This is a genomic window from Geothrix fuzhouensis, assembly GCF_024609325.1.
Taxonomy (GTDB): domain Bacteria; phylum Acidobacteriota; class Holophagae; order Holophagales; family Holophagaceae; genus Geothrix; species Geothrix fuzhouensis.
The window spans coordinates 76261-92369 of the sequence record NZ_JANHMQ010000005.1; the positions used below are offsets into that span (position 1 = coordinate 76261).

Annotated in this window: 14 protein-coding genes and 2 riboswitches; of the genes, 12 read left to right on the plus strand and 2 right to left on the minus strand. The window is 67.0% G+C overall.

All coding sequences use genetic code 11. The features are described 5' to 3' along the window. Positions 1–76: 76 nt before the first annotated feature. From NOV74_RS14665 to NOV74_RS14700, 8 genes are all read left to right on the plus strand, one after another. Positions 77–1132 (plus strand): HEAT repeat domain-containing protein, encoded by a 1056-nt coding sequence (locus NOV74_RS14665; protein ID WP_257314021.1) that lies wholly within the window; start codon positions 77–79, stop codon positions 1130–1132. Continuing rightward, positions 1129–2571 carry a glycosyltransferase family 2 protein gene (locus NOV74_RS14670; protein ID WP_257314022.1) on the plus strand — a complete coding sequence of 481 codons (1443 nt, stop codon included), beginning with the start codon at positions 1129–1131 and terminating at the stop codon, positions 2569–2571. The genes NOV74_RS14665 and NOV74_RS14670 overlap by 4 nt, the downstream gene beginning before the upstream one ends. A gap of 52 nt (positions 2572–2623) precedes the next feature. Further along, positions 2624–2727, plus strand: a riboswitch (SAM riboswitch). Positions 2728–2794: 67 nt separating this feature from the next. Further along, entirely contained in the window at positions 2795–4657 is a 1863-nt protein-coding gene (locus NOV74_RS14675; RefSeq protein WP_257314024.1) for a bifunctional homocysteine S-methyltransferase/methylenetetrahydrofolate reductase, read from the plus strand. A gap of 125 nt (positions 4658–4782) precedes the next feature. Next, positions 4783–5070, plus strand: a complete 288-nt coding sequence (locus NOV74_RS14680; protein WP_257314027.1) for a 2Fe-2S iron-sulfur cluster-binding protein — start codon at positions 4783–4785, stop codon at positions 5068–5070. 109 nt (positions 5071–5179) lie between these two features. Then, positions 5180–8602 (plus strand): methionine synthase, encoded by a 3423-nt coding sequence (gene metH / locus NOV74_RS14685; RefSeq protein ID WP_257314029.1) that lies wholly within the window; start codon positions 5180–5182, stop codon positions 8600–8602. 251 nt (positions 8603–8853) lie between these two features. Then, positions 8854–8962, plus strand: a riboswitch (SAM riboswitch). A gap of 122 nt (positions 8963–9084) precedes the next feature. Continuing rightward, complete coding sequence (locus NOV74_RS14690) at positions 9085–10389, plus strand: O-acetylhomoserine aminocarboxypropyltransferase/cysteine synthase family protein (RefSeq protein ID WP_257314031.1); 1305 nt, start codon at positions 9085–9087, stop codon at positions 10387–10389. Positions 10390–10399: 10 nt separating this feature from the next. Continuing rightward, complete coding sequence (gene metA / locus NOV74_RS14695) at positions 10400–11335, plus strand: homoserine O-acetyltransferase MetA (RefSeq protein WP_257314033.1); 936 nt, start codon at positions 10400–10402, stop codon at positions 11333–11335. After that, positions 11332–12696 (plus strand): aspartate kinase, encoded by a 1365-nt coding sequence (locus NOV74_RS14700; protein ID WP_257314035.1) that lies wholly within the window; start codon positions 11332–11334, stop codon positions 12694–12696. Before metA ends, NOV74_RS14700 begins: the two co-directional genes overlap by 4 nt. Before the next feature lie 16 nt (positions 12697–12712). On the opposite strand, the gene NOV74_RS14705 is transcribed toward NOV74_RS14700, so the two are convergent. Next, positions 12713–12943 (minus strand): hypothetical protein, encoded by a 231-nt coding sequence (locus NOV74_RS14705; RefSeq protein WP_257314036.1) that lies wholly within the window; start codon positions 12941–12943, stop codon positions 12713–12715. A gap of 295 nt (positions 12944–13238) precedes the next feature. Here NOV74_RS14705 and NOV74_RS14710 point away from each other — a divergent pair, with 295 nt between their 5' ends. Beyond that, positions 13239–13796 carry a hypothetical protein gene (locus tag NOV74_RS14710; protein ID WP_257314038.1) on the plus strand — a complete coding sequence of 186 codons (558 nt, stop codon included), beginning with the start codon at positions 13239–13241 and terminating at the stop codon, positions 13794–13796. A 12-nt stretch (positions 13797–13808) separates the two neighbouring features. On the opposite strand, the gene NOV74_RS14715 is transcribed toward NOV74_RS14710, so the two are convergent. Beyond that, positions 13809–14201, minus strand: coding sequence for a YidB family protein (locus NOV74_RS14715; RefSeq protein WP_257314040.1), 393 nt, complete (start codon positions 14199–14201; stop codon positions 13809–13811). Between the two features lie 157 nt (positions 14202–14358). Between NOV74_RS14715 and NOV74_RS14720 the strand changes: the two genes are divergently transcribed. The 3 genes from NOV74_RS14720 to NOV74_RS14730 all read left to right on the plus strand — a co-directional run bounded on the left by NOV74_RS14720 (position 14359) and on the right by NOV74_RS14730 (position 16067). Continuing rightward, the gene (locus NOV74_RS14720; protein WP_257314046.1) at positions 14359–14613 is read left to right on the plus strand and encodes a GlsB/YeaQ/YmgE family stress response membrane protein; all 255 of its coding nucleotides are present in this window, start codon (positions 14359–14361) and stop codon (positions 14611–14613) included. Beyond that, positions 14613–15557, plus strand: a complete 945-nt coding sequence (locus tag NOV74_RS14725; RefSeq protein ID WP_257314048.1) for a DUF4126 domain-containing protein — start codon at positions 14613–14615, stop codon at positions 15555–15557. The genes NOV74_RS14720 and NOV74_RS14725 overlap by 1 nt, the downstream gene beginning before the upstream one ends. Before the next feature lie 114 nt (positions 15558–15671). Next, positions 15672–16067 carry a LysM peptidoglycan-binding domain-containing protein gene (locus NOV74_RS14730; protein ID WP_257314050.1) on the plus strand — a complete coding sequence of 132 codons (396 nt, stop codon included), beginning with the start codon at positions 15672–15674 and terminating at the stop codon, positions 16065–16067. Positions 16068–16109: the final 42 nt, after the last annotated feature.

Consider the following 16109-nt stretch of genomic DNA (forward strand, 5'->3'; position numbering starts at 1 on the left):
GCTTCTGCCCATCCTGGAATGGGCCACGCTCGGGCTGGTCGCCTTAGTCGCCTTCCTGGTGCTGGTGGGCACGGCCATGCAGTACCGCAAGGATCGCCTGAACCGGCATCGCATCGCCCGCTATCAGGCCTGGGAGGCCCAGCTCACGGACTACCTTTTCAAGAAGGGGTATCAGGAGCGGGGCTTCGGATCCATCGCCTGGCCCGACCGCTGGCTGTTCCGGGATTTCCTGGCCCGCTATCTGTCCACGATCGCTGGCCAGGAATCCGAGCTGCTCCGCGAGCTCTACCTGAGCACGGGCATCCACCCGTCTCTGCCCCGGCGCCTGCGGGACCGCGATCCGAAGGTCCGCGCCCAGGCGGCCAAGGAGATCGCCGTCTTCCGCCTGGATGAACCCGCGGAGCATGCGCCGCCGCCGGTGGCCGAGCGGCCCTGGCGCTGGAAGCCCGGCATCCGGATGGAGGGCTACATCGATCACGTGCTCCCCCTGCTCGATGACCCTGTCCCCTTCGTGGCCCACACCGCGGCCCAGACCTTGACCCATAGCCGGAACCTGAAATTCGCCGCCCCGGTGCTGGCCTGGGTCATGCGGGAGGAACTCTACCAGCGGGAACGGCTGCTCCGGGTGCTCGAAGGCTTCGGCCCCTCCCTGCTGCCCTGGATGAAGGAGAATCTGGAGTCCCCGGATCAGAGCCCTGAGCCCTGGATCCTCTTCGCCCTGTTGGCAGGCTCCCACCGGCACCGGGAATCCCTGCCTCGCTTGATTTGGCTCCTGGACATCCCGAACGTGGATCTGCGTGCTTCCGTCCTCAAGGCCCTGATCATTCTCGCGGATCCGGCGGTCTATTCGAAAGTACAGGGCTTCGCCGCCAGTCCCGCCTGGGAAATCCGGGCCCAGGTCGCCCGGGCCCTGGGTGTGCTCGGCGGTCCCTCCGCCGTTCCCGATCTGCTGCCCCTGATGGCCGATCCCGTGTATGAGGTCCGCCGGAATGCCGCGCAGAGTCTCGTGGATCTTGGCCACTCCGGCGTCTCGGCCCTGACCTGGCTGGCGGACGATCTCGCGGCGGATCGCTTCGCCCGCGACATCGCCCGGGAGCGGCTCGAATGGGCGGATGAGCGGGGGCACATGTGACGTTCCGAGTGATCCTCATCGCCACCGTCGAGTGGAGCATCCTTGCCTATTTCCTGGCCACCAATCTGACGCACCTGGCCTTGATCCTGAGGGCCTTCTTCTCCATCCGCCGCTACCTGGATGCCGTCGGCATTGATCGCCTCGACACCGCCTTCGAAACCAGCCATTACAAGCCCATCACCCTCGTCTGCCCGGTGCACAACGAAGAGGCGGGCGCGGTGGCGAGCATCAACAGCCTCATCAGCCTGCGCTACCCCGAGTTCCAGGTGGTGGTGGTGAACGACGGCAGCACGGACGCCACCCTCGCACGCCTGCTCAAGGCCTTCAAGCTCCAGCCAAGCCAGCGCGTCCTGCGCGAGCTGCTGCCCACCCAGGAGGTGCGCGGCATCTACGAGAGTGCCTACGTGCCCAACCTCGTGGTGGTGGACAAGGCCAACGGGGGGAAGGCCGACGCCCTGAACTGCGGCATCAACCTGGCCCGCTACCCTCTGGTCTGCTGCATGGATGGAGACAGCCTCCTGGAGAACGATGCGCTCCTCCGTATCGCCCGGCCCTTCACCGATCGCCCGGACATGGTGGCCTCCGGCGGCGTGGTCCGTCCCCTCAATGGCTGCAAGGTGACCCCCATGGGCATCCGCGGCATCTACCTCCCCGGTTCCTGGCTGGCCCGCTTCCAGATCGTGGAATACCTGCGGGCCTTCCTCTTCACCCGCGTGGGTCTGGCCTCCCTGGACAGCATGTTCATCGTCAGCGGCGCCTTCGGGGTGTTCCGCAAGGATGTGGTGGTGGCCGCGGGGGGCTTCGAGACCGCCACCATCGGCGAGGACTTCGAGCTGGTCGTGCGCCTGCATCGCTGCCTGCGTGAGTGGAAGCGCCCCCATCACATCACCCTGGTGCCCGATCCGGTGTGCTGGACCGAGGTGCCCGAGGATTTCCGGGGGCTGGGTCGGCAGCGGAACCGCTGGCAGCGCGGCTTGCTGGAGACCCTCTGGCGGCACCGGAGCATGTGCTTCAATCCGAAGTACGGCCGCATCGGGCTCTTCTCCATGCCGTATTTCATCTTCTTCGAGGCGCTGGCACCCATCATCGAGGTCAGCGGGTACCTGCTGTTCGCCGTGTCCCTCCTGACCCACTCGGTCAGTGGCACCTTCGCGCTCCTGTTCTTCTACGTGGCCCTGCTCCTGGGCGTGCTGAATTCCGTGGTGGCCGTGGTCCTCCAGGAGATCAGCGGCCACCGCTACCAGGGCCTCAAGGCCTTCGGCCTGCTACTCTTCGCGGCCGTGGCCGAGAACTTCGGCTACCGCCAGCTCACGGTCTGGTGGCGCCTGAAGGGCACCCTCGACTGGATCCGTGGAAGGGGCCATTGGGGCCACATGAAGCGCCAGGGCCTGACGGCCCACCCCGCCCCGGAAGGGCCCACCCCGCCAGCCCAGGCTTGACGGCAAGCGGCGGTCAGACCATCCTGATCCCTCGATCTTTGGCAGTCCGATAGCGCTATCCAGAAAGGTGGAGGGAAAGGCCCTGTGAAACCTTGGCAACCTGCGACAGCAAGGTGCCAACTCCTGCCCCCGGCATGCCCGGGGGGAAGATACCGAACCGTCTCTGACTGACCCGACCCTATCTGGATGCCGATCTACGGACTGCCGCTTCCCAGGCGCGTCCATGACCCCATCCACCTTCCAGCAGGCCCTCGATGAGGGCGAGTGTTTCCTCTTCGACGGAAGCACCGCCTCGGCTTTGCATGATCGTGGAATCACGCTTCAGCGCAGCTTCGAGGAGTGCAACCTCAAGGCGCCGGACCTGCTGCTGGCCATCCACGGCGAATTCCTCGCGGCGGGCGCCCAGGTCCTCACCACCAATACCTGGGGCGCCAACCGCCTGAAGCTGGCCGCCCGGGGCCTGGAAGGCCAGCTCGATGCCATCAACCGGGAAGGCGTGGCCCTGGCGAAGCAGGCCATCGCCCAGCAGGGCGCCCGGGCCTGGGTGGCGGGCTGCATGGGGCCACTGGGTGTCCGCATCGAGCCCTGGGGACCCACGTCCTTTGACGAGGCCCGCGCCCTTTTCCGCGAGCAGGCCGAGGCGCTCGTCGGGGCCGGGGCGGACCTGATCGTGCTGGAGGCCTTCGAGGATCTCAACGAGATCCACCAGGCCATCCTCGCCGCGAAGGAAGCCGGCAGCCTGCCCGTCGCGGCCCTGATGACCACCAACGATGACGGCCAGGCCCTGTTCGGCGCCGAACCCGAGTGGTTCATCAAGCAGCTCGACACCTGGGGCGCCGAGTTGGTGGGCCTCATCGGCGGCAACGGCCCCGCGCCCCAGCTGCGCCTCCTGGAGCGCTTGAAGGCCATCACCACAAAGCCCATCGTCCTCCAGCCGAACCCCGGCCTGCCTCACCAGGTGGACGGCCGCCTCATCTACGGGGCCAGCCCCGAGTACCTGGGCGGCTTTGCAGCCCGCGCCCTCGCCGCCGGCGCCCGCGGCGTGGGCGGCTGCAGTGGCACCACGCCCGCCCACATCCGCGCCATGCGCGGGGCCTTCCGCCAGGAGCGGGCCTTCGTCCAGGCTGGCAGCGGGTTTGAGCTGAAACCCCATGAGCAGCCGCAGCCCGAGGTGCCCTTCGCCTACCGCAGCCGCTTCAGCCTCAAGCTGGCCCAGGGCGAGTTCGTCCACACCGTGGAGCTGGTGCCGCCCAAGGGCATGGAGTATGACAAGCTCCTGGCCAAGACCCGCCAGTGCCGGGCCCTGGGCGTGGACGCCATCAACGTGCCGGACGGTCCCCGGGCCATGGCCCGCATGTCCGCCTTGGCCACGGCACTCATCATCGAGCAGCAGGTGGGGCTTGAGACCATCCTCCACTACGCCTGCCGGGACCGGAACCTGCTGGGCATGCAGAGCGACCTGCTGGGGGCCGCGGGCCTGGGCCTGCGCAACATCCTGGCCGTCACCGGGGATCCCCCGAAGCTAGGCCCCTATCCCCAGGCCACGGCAGTCTTCGACGTGGACGCCATCGGCCTCGTGAACATGCTCAAGCGCCTGAACACGGGTCTCGATCTGGGCGGCGCCAGCATTGGTAAGCCCACCTCCTTCAGCGTGGGCGTGGGCGCCAATCCCGTGGCGCCGGACCTGGAACGGGAGAAAACCCGCTTCCGCTACAAAGTGGAGGCCGGCGCCCAGTGGGCCATCACCCAGCCCGTCTTCGACGCCGAGAGCCTCTTCCGCTTCCTCGACTTCACCGAGTCCCTGGACAGCAAGGGCGGCCTGCCCATCATCGCCGGTATCTGGCCGCTCAAGAGTCTGCGCAACGCCGAGTTCATGGCCAACGAGGTGCCCGGCGTCTTCATGCCGCCGTCCATCCTGGCCCGCATGGCGAAGTGGTCAAGCGCCGAGGACCAGATCAAGGAAGGCCTCGCCATCGCCCAGGAAGTGATCGAAACGATCCGGCCCCGCGTCCGCGGCCTCCAGCTCAGCGCCCCCTTCGGCCAGGTCGAACTGGTCGCACCACTGCTGCCGAAACGGGAGGAGTAAGTGATGAAAGAGAACTGCCTACCACCAAGACACCAAGACACCAAGAACGACAGGGAAGTGATCCTTCTTTTCTTGGTGCCTTGGTGTCTTGGTGGTGATCTTTTGTGTTCTTGCAAGAGTGCCCCATGCCAGTAAAAGTCCACTTCCTCCTCGAAGACCTGCTGGTGGAAGCTCCCGCAGGCACGTCCTTGCAGCGCATCGCGGACGCCGCGGGGGCTGACATCACCTTCGGCTGCCGCACTGGCTCCTGCGGCACCTGCCGGGTGCGCGTCGCAGAGGGCCTGCACCATTGCAGCGACCCAAGCCCGGAGGAGCGCGACTTCCTTCAGGGCCTGGACGCCCCGCCAGACCAGCGCCTCGCCTGCCAGGTGACCGTTCACGGCGATGTGGCCATCGACTACATAGGGCTTTAACGATGAAACCGCAGATGACGCAGATTTCGCAGATGAAAAACTGGAATGAATTCCGCTCACTCCATCTGCGTTCATCTGCGTCATCTGCGGTTAAAGAAAAAGGTCTTTCATGACCACCCTCGACACACTCCTCCATGACAAGGTGCTGCTGCTGGACGGTGGCATGGGGACGCAAATCTTCGCCCGCAAGCCCACGATGGAGGACTACGGTGGCGCGGCGCTGGAAGGCTGCGTGGATCTGCTCACAGAGCGGCGGCCCCAGTGGATCCGGGAGATCCACGAAAGCTATTTCAACGCCGGTGCCGATGCGGTGGAAACCAACACCTTCGGCGCGAACCCGCTGGTGCTCGGCGATTTCGGGCTCTCGGCCAAGGCCTACGAGCTGAACGTGCAGGCGGCCTCCCTCGCGAAGGAAGTTGCTCGCAGCTTCGACCGGCCCCGCTTCGTCATTGGCTCCGTCGGCCCCGGCACCAAGCTCATCACCCTGGGCCACGTGGGCTACGCGGAGCTGCTGGCCTCGTACCGCGTGCAGATGGACGGCCTGCTGGATGGCGGGGTTGACGCCATCCTCATCGAGACCTGCCAGGACCTGGGCCAGATCAAGGTAGCCGTGCGAGCCGCCCGCGAGGCCATGGCCGCCAAGCAACGGAAGGTACCCATCTGGGTGCAGGCCACGGTGGAGACCACGGGCACCCTGCTGGTGGGATCCGACATCTCCGCCGTGCTCACCAGCGTGGAGCCCCTGGGCATCGACGTGCTGGGCCTCAACTGCGCGACGGGCCCCGATGAGATGCACGCCCACCTTCAGACCCTCTGCGAGGCCAGTCCCTTCCGCATCAGTTGCCTGCCCAACGCGGGGTTGCCAATGAACGTGGGTGGGCAGGTGGTTTACCCGCTGGATCCTGCGGGCTTCGCCCCCAAGGTGCTGCACGCGGCATCGGAATTTGGCCTCGCCATCGTCGGCGGCTGCTGCGGCACCACGCCGGAGCACATCCGGGCCCTGGCACCAGGTGTGGCGAAACTGAACGTGCCGCGGCGCGCCCCAAAGCTGGAGCGTAGCGCCGCCAGCCTCTACCAGAGCGTGACGCTCCGGCAGGAACCCGCGCCCCTGATCGTGGGCGAGCGGACGAACGCGAACGGCTCGAAGAAGTTCCGCGACCTGCTGGCCTTGGAAGACTGGGACGGCATGATCACCCTGGCCAAGGAACAGCAGAAGGAGGGCGCCCATCTGCTGGACCTCTGCGTGGCCTACGTGGGCCGCGACGAGGTGCGCGACGCCGACCAGCTGCTGGGTCGGCTGGTCTCCCAGATCACGCTGCCGTTGATGATCGACAGCACCGAATTCCCGGTCATCGAGCGGGCCCTGCAGCGTTCCCCGGGCAAGTGCGTGGTGAACTCCATCAACTTTGAGGACGGCGAGGCCAAGGCCCGGAAGATCCTGGATCTGTGCAAGACCTACGGCGCGGCCGTGGTGGCCCTCACCATCGACGAGCGCGGCATGGCCAAGACCCGCGAGCAGAAACTCGAGGTGGCCCGGCGCCTCCACGCCCTGGTGGTGGGCGAGTACGGCCTGGATCCCGGTGACCTGATCATCGACCCCCTGACCTTCACCCTCGGCAGCGGCGACGAGGAATTCCGCGGCTCCGCCGTGGAAACGCTCGAGGCCCTGAAGCTCATCAAGGCCGAGCTGCCAGGGGTCATGACGATCCTCGGCGTGAGCAACGTGAGCTTCGGCCTGAACCCCGCCTCCCGCCATGTGGTCAACGCCCTCATGCTCTACCACGGCGTGAAGCATGGCCTCGACATGGCCATCTTCAACGCCTCGAAGGTGCTCCCCGTCGCGAAGATCGATCCCGAGGACCGCCGCATGGTCGAGGATCTGATCTTCGACCGGCGCTCGGAGGGCTACGACCCGCTCAAGGCCGTGCTGGCGCGCTTCAGCGACCGCAAGGCCACCCTAGTGGACGCTCACCGCACTGACCTGCCCGTGCTGGAGCGCCTGCACCGCGGCATCCTCGACGGCGAGAAGCAGGCCATCCTCGCGGACGTGGACGAGGCCCTGAAGGACCACGACCCCCTGAAGCTCATCAACGAGGTGCTCCTGGGGGCCATGAAGGTGGTGGGCGAGCGATTCGGTGCCGGCGAGATGCAGCTGCCCTTCGTGCTCGAGAGCGCCGAAGCGATGAAGGCGGCCATCAAGCGCATCGAACCCCACCTGCCCCGGGAATCGAACTATCAGAAGGGCCGCATCCTGCTGGCCACCGTGAAGGGCGATGTCCACGACATCGGCAAGAACCTGGTGGACATCATCCTCAGCAACAACGGCTTCGAGGTGAAGAACCTGGGCATCAAGCAGCCCATCGAAGCGATCCTCAGGGAGCTGGAGGCCTGGCCCGCGGACGCCATCGGACTCTCGGGCCTGCTGGTGAAATCCACCGTGATCATGAAGGAGAACCTGCATTTCATGGAGGAGCAGGGGCTGAAGGTACCTGTCATCCTTGGCGGCGCCGCCCTCACCCGAGACTACGTGGAGGGCGACTGTCGCCGCTCGTACGCGGGCGCGGTTCACTACGCAGAGGATGCCTTCGAGGGTCTTCGCCACATGCAGTCACTGGTGGCGGGCGACATCAGTGTGCCGGCTCCGGCAACCGCCGCCTCCGCGGCGGGCGACATCAAAATCCTGAAGCGAGGCGGCGCCGCGGTGCCGCTCACGGAAGCGGGGCAGAGCAGCTGGGTGCGCCATGACGCGCCCTCGCCGGAGCCGCCCTTCTGGGGCGTTCGCGAGCTGACGGATGCACCGGGGGACCTCTTCGAGCACCTGGACGAGTTCGCCCTGGTGCGCAACCGCTGGGGTTTCAGCCAGGGCAGTCAGAGTGACGAGGCCTTTGCCGCCGTGCTGCGGGACAAGGCGGAGCCCCAGCTGGCGCGCTGGAAGGCGCGCCTTGTGGCCGCTCCGGTGTTTCAGCCGAAGGCCCGCTACGGCTACTTCCCCGTGCGGGCCGAAGGCGATGCTCTGCGGGTGCTTGATCCAACCGACCGCGAACGTACGCTGGCTTTGCTCGGCTTCCCCCGCCAGCCTGCAGGGCGTCGCCTCTGCATCACGGACTTCTTCCGGGCTGACGCCACCGATGTGCTGGCCCTCCAGCTCGTCACCCTGGGCCAGGCCGCCGCGGATCATGCGGCCAGGCTCTACCGGGAGGACGGCTATGCGGACTACTTCGCCTTCCACGGCCTGGCCACGGAGCTGACCGAAGCCTATGCCGAGCGGCTCCACGCCCGCATCCGCCGGGAGCTGGGCATCCACCACAAGGACCTGCCCGGCCGCGCGCTCTTCGCTCAGGGCTACCAGGGCTCGCGCTACTCCTACGGCTACCCCGCCTGCCCCGACCTGGAGGGCAACGGCCCCATCCTCGACCTGCTACGCGGCGCCGAGATCGGCGTCCACCTCAGCGACAGCCACCAGATGGACCCCGAGTACAGCACCAGCGCCCTCGTGGCCTGGCATCCCCAGGCGCGGTACTTCTCCGTCTGACCTGATCGGAAAGGAAGAATGGAAGCGGAGGAAAACGGAGGTAATTGAGGAAAGCGGAGAAAGACCAACGATCCTTGCCTCAACCGGTTATCTTTTCTCCGCTTTCCTCCGCCCCTCCGCGACCCTCCGCTTATCGACATTTTTTCTGTGGGGACACCAAAAGGGGCTTGCCTGGATTCCCCCATGGCGCTAGCCTTCTCCATCGGCCCTTCGGGGCCGTTCTCTTACGAGATCCTTGTCAGTTCCATAGCGAGTTATCCAGAAAGGTGGAGGGACGGGCCCTGTGAAACCTTGGCAACCTGCGAAAGCAAGGTGCCAATTCCTGCCGCGATTGAGCAATCAAGCGCGGAGAGATGTCGAGCTGTGTCGAGCTGACGCAATCATCGAAGGGGCCCGAGAAATCGGGCCCCTTTTGCTTTTCCTGGACTTGCTTGGACAGACGAGGCCTCGGCCTTTTCAACCTTCCTTCTCCAGGAGACGCCATGAGCGCCACCCCCGCGCACCGCTTCGAGACCCTCGCCCTCCACGGGGGCCACAGCCCGGATTCGGACACGAAGAGCCGGGCCGTGCCCATCTACCAGACCACCAGCTATGTGTTCGACAGCACCGAGCACGGCGCGGCCCTCTTCAACCTGGAGGTGCCGGGGAACATCTACACCCGGATCATGAACCCCACCACGGCCGTGCTGGAGCAGCGCGTGGCGCAGCTGGAAGGCGGCATCGGAGCCCTGGCCACAGCCTCGGGCCAGGCGGCCATCACCCTCGCCCTCACCACCCTGCTGCGGGGCGGCGACCACGTGGTGGCTGGGAACAACCTCTACGGCGGCACCTACAACCTGCTGAGCAACACCCTCCCGCGCGGAGGCATCACCACCACCTTCGTGGATTCCACCAAGCCCGAGGCCTTCCGTGCGGCCATCACGCCCACAACCCGAGCCATCTACATCGAGGCCGTGGGCAATCCCAAGCTGGACGTGCCCGAGTTCGAGGCCATCGCCGCCATCGCCCACGCAGCGGGCATCCCCCTCATCGTGGACAACACCCTGCCCAGCCCCTACCTGCTGAACCCCTTCAAGCTCGGCGCGGACATCGTGGTACACAGCGCCACCAAGTACCTCGGGGGCCATGGCACCTCCGTGGCGGGCCTCATCGTGGACGGCGGCACCTTCGACTGGAAGAGCGGCAAGTTCCCCGAGTTCACCGAGCCCTTCGCCGCCTACCATGGCGCCATCCTGGCCGACCTGGCGGGCCCCGCGGCCTTCATCACCAAGGCCCGCATTGAGGGCCTGCGCGACACCGGCGCCGCCCTGAGCCCCTTCAACGCCTTCCTCATCCTCCAGGGGATCGAGACCCTGCACCTCCGCCTGGAGCGCCACGGCGCGAACGCCCTGGCCCTGGCTCAATGGCTGGAGAAGCATCCCAAAGTGGCCTGGGTGAACTACCCAGGCCTGCCCACCAGCCCCAACCACGCGGCCGCGGCCCGGTACTTCCGCAAGGGCGCAGGCTTCGGCGGCATCCTCACCTTCGGCCTCAAGCCCTCAGCATCGGGGGGGGGGCTGAAGGCCGGCGGGGCCGTCATCGACGCGGTGCAGCTCTTCTCGCGGCTGGCCAACCTGGGCGACGCCAAGAGCCTCATCATCCATCCCGCCAGCACCACCCACCAGCAGCTGTCCGCCGAGGAGCGGGTGGCCACGGGCGTCACCGACGACCTGATCCGCCTCTCCGTGGGCCTCGAGCACATCGACGACCTCATCGAGGACCTGGATCAGGCCCTGGCGAAAGCCTGAAGGCCCAGCCATGCCCGTCAAGGTCCCCAGCTCCCTGCCCGCCCGCGGCGTCCTCGAGGCGGAGAATGTCTTCCTGATGGACGAGCAGCGCGCCCTCCAGCAGGACATCCGCCCGCTCCGCATCGCGCTCCTCAACCTGATGCCCACCAAGGTGGCCACGGAGACGCAGCTCCTGCGCCTGCTCGGCAACACCCCTCTGCAGGTGGAGGTGACGCTGCTCCACACGGCGTCCCACGAGGCGAAGAACACCCCGACGGAGCATCTGCTGGAGCACTACGTGTCCTTCGCGGAGGTGCGCGACCAGACCTTCGACGGCCTGATCGTCACCGGGGCTCCGGTGGAGCAGCTGCCCTTCGAGGCCGTGGACTATTGGCCGGAGCTCGCCGAGCTGCTGGACTGGGCGCGGACGAACGTCTTCTCCAGCCTGTTCATCTGCTGGGGAGCCCAGGCCGCTCTCCACCGCTACTACGGGATTCCCAAACATCCCCTGGCGGAGAAGTTGTTCGGGGTCTTTCCCCACCGGCTGGAGGTGCGCAACGAGCGGATCGTGCAGGGGTTCGACGATGTCTTCTTCGCGCCGCACTCCCGCCACACGGAAACCCGCCGGGAGGACATCCTGGCGGAGCCGCGGCTGGAGCTGCTCGCCGAATCCGACGAAGCCGGGGTGTATCTCCTGCAATCCACGGATCACCGGCAGGTCTTCGTCACGGGACATTCGGAATACGATCCGGGCACCCTCCAGGGCGAATACGCACGGGATCTCGGGAAGGGCCTGCCCATCGGCCTCCCGCGGAACTACTTCCCCGAGGACGACCCCACCCAAGCGCCTCTGGTGCGTTGGCGGAGCCACGCCAACCTCCTCTTCGCCAACTGGCTGAACTACTTCGTCTACCAGGAGACGCCCTACGAGCTGGGCCGCCTGCCAGAGAAGGGGGGCCGGGGATGAGCCTGAAAATCCTCAAGTTTGGCGGCAGTTCAGTGGGCAGCGCCGAGGCGCTCCGCCGCGCCACCGCCATCGTTCGCGACGAGCTGCCGGCGGGCGGCCTGGTGGTGGTGTCCGCGCTCAAGGGCACGACGGATCGCATCCTCGAGGCCTGCGCCGCTGCGGGCAATAGCCACCTGGCCGAGGCCCAGGCCCACCTGGCGGGCCTCCGCCATCGGCATCGCGAAGTCGCCACCGAGCTCGGGCTGCTGGGGGCCGTCGAGGCGGCCTGGGAGCCCCTGTTTACCCGGCTCGACCAGCTGCTCACGGGCATGGCCATGCTGGGGGAGGCCACGCCCCGGGGCCGGGACTCGGCCCTGGCCCTGGGAGAAACCCTGTCGGCGCACCTGGCGGCCGCATGCTTCGGCGGAACCTTCCGCGAGGTCCGCGACGTAATGCGGACGGACGCCCGCTTCGGCAAGGCCCGGCCACAGCTCGTCGCCCTGCGCGTGGCAGCCGCTCCCTGGCGCGAGGCCCTGGCGGGCGGCGCCCTCTGGATCACCCAGGGGTTCCTCGGCGCCACGGCCGAGGGCCACACCACCACCCTGGGCCGGGGCGGCTCCGACACCAGCGCCACCCTTCTAGGCGAGGCCCTGGATGCGGAGGAGGTGCAGATCTGGACGGATGTGGACGGCGTGCTGACGGCGGATCCCAGCCTGGTGCCCAAGGCCCAGCCCATCGCCCAGATGAGCGTGAGCGAGGCCGAGGCCCTCAGCGCCTTCGGAGCCAAGGTGCTCCATGCGGATTCCCTGGCCCCCGGGGGACGGGCGGGGTTCCGACTCGTGGTGGCCAACACCCTGAGACCGACCGCCTCCCGCACGGAGATCCTGCCGGTGTCGCCCCTCCGGATTCCGGGCACCGTCACCTCGGTGGCCTACAAGGAAGGCATCAGCCTCCTGCGGTTCCCCGCCTCGGACGGCCTGGAACCGCCGCTGGAGGCCGCCCGGCGCCTGGAGGAGGCCGGAGCCCTGCGGTTCGGCCTGGTCTCGAGCCCTGCCGGCACGCTGCTGGCGGTGCGGCCGGACACGCCCGCCGCGACCAAGGTCCTGGCAGACCTGGCCATCTCGGGGCCGGAGCTGGAAGCCGGCTGGGCAGTCGTAGCTCTGGTAGGTGAGGGCCTGCGGGCGGATCCCCTGGCCGCATTGCGCCATCTGGCGACGCTGGGGCAGGAGCCCGTAGGCGGTCTCCTCACGGGCAGCAGCACGGTCTCCATCGCTTTCCTGGTGCCCGAAGCCCGCCTGGGCGACCTCATCCCGCGCCTGCATGACCGCTGTGTGGGAGGGTTGCGGCCGTCCAGACCACCGGAGGGTCAGCTGGCCGGATGATTGAAGCAGGACACCCTCAGACCTGGCGCAGCAGCCACGCGACCAGGCGGGAGTGGAAGCTCTCGGGATGTTCCAGATCCGTGCGGCGTAGGCGGGCCGGATGGGCGGGATCCCCCAGCAGCAGGGGGTCCGAGTCCACCAAATTGGGTAGACGCTGGCCATCGGGCAGAGACCAGAGGCCTCCCCGACCCTCATCTTTCCGCAATTGCGATGCCTGGCGTCGATCGCCCTGGGTCTCCCGGACCATCTCTTTCCCCTGTGGAATCTAAAAGATAGGCCCGCTCATCCGCGGCGCCACCGGCCCCTCCTGGGAAGGGCGGCTTCGTGATCTCGCGCACCCCGGATTCAAGGAACGGCCCAACCCCACCTTCGGGCGATCCGGCCCTTTTTGCTCTAGATCGAGAAGGCATGGCACTGCATCAATTACGGTGGAACTTAAGCAGCGCATGGATTTTTCAGTGACAAACCTCTGACCCGACCCCTCCGATGGACTTACATTTCCCGTACGCGGATGCATCCCCCGCGGGAACAGGCGGAGCACCATGAAATCCCTCACCGAATGTTCAACCAACTTCCTGGAATGGCGGAGGGGAGACTCCAGCCCTCTCAGCTTTGAGCTGCGCAACGACGATGGGACCTTCGCCACCCTCGTCTTCCTGGATAAGGAGTGCATCCTGGCCCGGGTGGAGACCGCCGAGGGGACCTGGACCCTCAAGCACCTGGGCGTCATGAACCCGGTGGTGACCCTGCGCGAGGAGGGCGGGAAGGTGAACCTTGCCACCTTCCACCCCCATGCGTTCCGGCATGGCAAGCTGGAATTCCAGGATGGGGCGGTCTTCGACTGGACCTGGCACCACGGCATGGGACCCGGCGGGACCTTCACGGACCAGAGCGGCCTGCCCATGGTTCGCCTCCATGCCCGCACGGGACGAGATCTGACATCCGCGCCGGGGCTTGAGCATGGGGACGTGGAACTGAATACCGAACACTCGGTCCGCTTCCGGTTCGCCCTCCTGGCGGCCTTCGGCTGGTATCTGATCCTCTTCGACCACCTGAAGGTACGCGATGAGGTGGCCGCGGAAACGGCCTTAAGGCTGTAGGCCTGGGTTTCTTCAGCCCAGGAACTTCTTCAGCAGATCCATCCCGAGGCCGCCTTCGGGCAGGCTTCCCTGGGGGCTGAGCTTGTCCACCACCTGGGGCAGCACACTGGCCAGGCCGGAAGCGGCTTCGTCCTGGGAGACCCCCATCTGACCGGCCAGCTGCTGGAGCTGGTCCGAGCCCAGGGCATTCTGGATGTGCTCAGCGCTGACGGGCTGGTTCGCGCCTGTTCCGATCCACGAGGCCACCTGGTCCCCCAAGCCCTTCTCCTGGAGCTGGCTCAAGAGGCCCTGGATTCCTCCGGGATGGTTCTGGATGAGGCCCATGACCGCGCTCATGAGCGGGTTACCGCCCTGCGCCTGGCCGCCCTGTCCCAACAGACCGCCCACCATATCCATCAAACCCATGACGTGCTCCTCGAGAAGTTGAGCCCCAGGGTCAACCCGGAACGTCGCGGCGGCAAGGACCATTGCAAAGTATTTCGGAACAACCCGGAATCCGTTGCCCCGCTTCCGGACCGGGCGTAGGGTGGATCACCATCTCTCAATCCATCAGGGGGTTCCCATGCTCCACTTCATCTGGACCTGCATCATCGGTCTCATCGCCGGTGCCGTGGCGAAGCTCCTCATGCCCGGCAAGGACCCGGGCGGGTGGATCATCACCATGATCCTCGGCATCGCCGGGTCATTCCTGGGCACCTGGATCGGGCGTGCGGTGGGCCACTATCAGGAAGGCCAGGGGGCCGGCTTCCTCATGTCCGTGGTGGGCGCGGTGATCCTGCTGGGCCTCTACCACCTCTACAAGCGGTTCACGGCCTGATGGGCCCAGCGCAGACCCTGGCGGCCATCCTCGGCCTGTCCACCGTCTCTGGCATCAACCTCTACCTCACGGTGCTCCTGGTGGGTGCCGGGCAGCGCTTCGGCTGGATCCACGGCCTGCCGTCGGATCTGGCCATCCTGAGCCATCCGGTGGTGCTGGGCGTGGCGGGTTTCCTGTTCCTCCTGGAGTTCCTGGCAGACAAGGTGCCCTTCATCACGCCCATCTGGGACGGCCTCCACACCTTCATCCGCCCCGTGGGCGGCGCTCTGCTGGCCCTGGGCGCCGCGGGCGAGCTGCATCCCGTGGCCAAGGTGCTGGCCCTGCTGGCGGGCGGCACCATCGCCCTGGGCACCCACGGCAGCAAAATGGGCGTGCGGCTCCTGGCCCACACGGCGCCTGAGCCGGCCAGCCACAGCCTCCTCAGCGTGGCCGAGGACCTGGGCGTGGCGGCCCTGCTGGCCCTGGCCTACAGACACCCGGCCATCGCCCTGCCCGTGCTCGGGGCGGTGCTGGTGGCCACGGCCCTCCTCCTGCCCCTGCTGCTGCGGGCTCTGGCTTTCGTGCTCACGGGCTTCCGTGGTGCCCTGCGCTCCCTGGTGGGGCGCGGGAGCCGCGACGAGATCCCCCTCTGGGCGGAACTGAAGGCCCTGGAGCTGGCGCCCACGCGCCCCACGGAGGTCCTGCCCTGCTTCGCCCGCCGCGTGAAGGGCCTTCCGCGCTTCCACGGGGCCTTCCTCGTCCAGGCGGGTGGGAGCTGGCACCTGGTCTACCGGCGCTGGTTCCGGAGCCGCAGCCTTTCTTTCGACGCGGCTGCCGGCCCCGCCCGCACCCTCCCCGGCCTCCTGTGGGACACCACCGTGTTCCTCCTCGATGGGAAGCCCCAAATCCTGCTGGTAGGGCGGGACTGGCGCCATACTCTGCCCACCGTGACGGCCACCCCCTGAGCCACCCACCAATCCGGAGACCATCCCAATCCTTCACAAGTCAGATGGACCGGTAGGGATCTTGCGGGACTACACTTGGCGTCCCACCCCAACCCCTTCCCGAGGAGCCCCACCATGGATCGCTTCGAACTTCTGAAGTCCGCCTATTCGCCGGCCCTGAGCATCGTGAACGGCCCCGGGTTCCAGGTCCACAATCTCCACCTGCAGGACGACAAGTTGTTCCTTAAGGCTAGCGCAGGCTCCGAGCAGTTGAAGAACGCGGTCTGGGACGCCCTGAAATCCGTGAACCCCAACGTAGATGACGTGACCTGCGACATCGACGTGAACGCGGCTCTGGCGCCCAAAGAAGCTGCCTACGAAGTGCATCCCGGGGATTCGCTCTCCAAGATCGCCAAGCGTTTCTACGGTGACGCGAGCGCCTACATGCGCATCTTCGAAGCGAACCAGGACCAGCTCAAGGATCCCAATCAGATCAATGTGGGTCAGACGCTCCGCGTTCCGCTCGACTGAAGGTCCATAGGCCCTGGCCGATCGCAATCTGGGGCTTCAGGA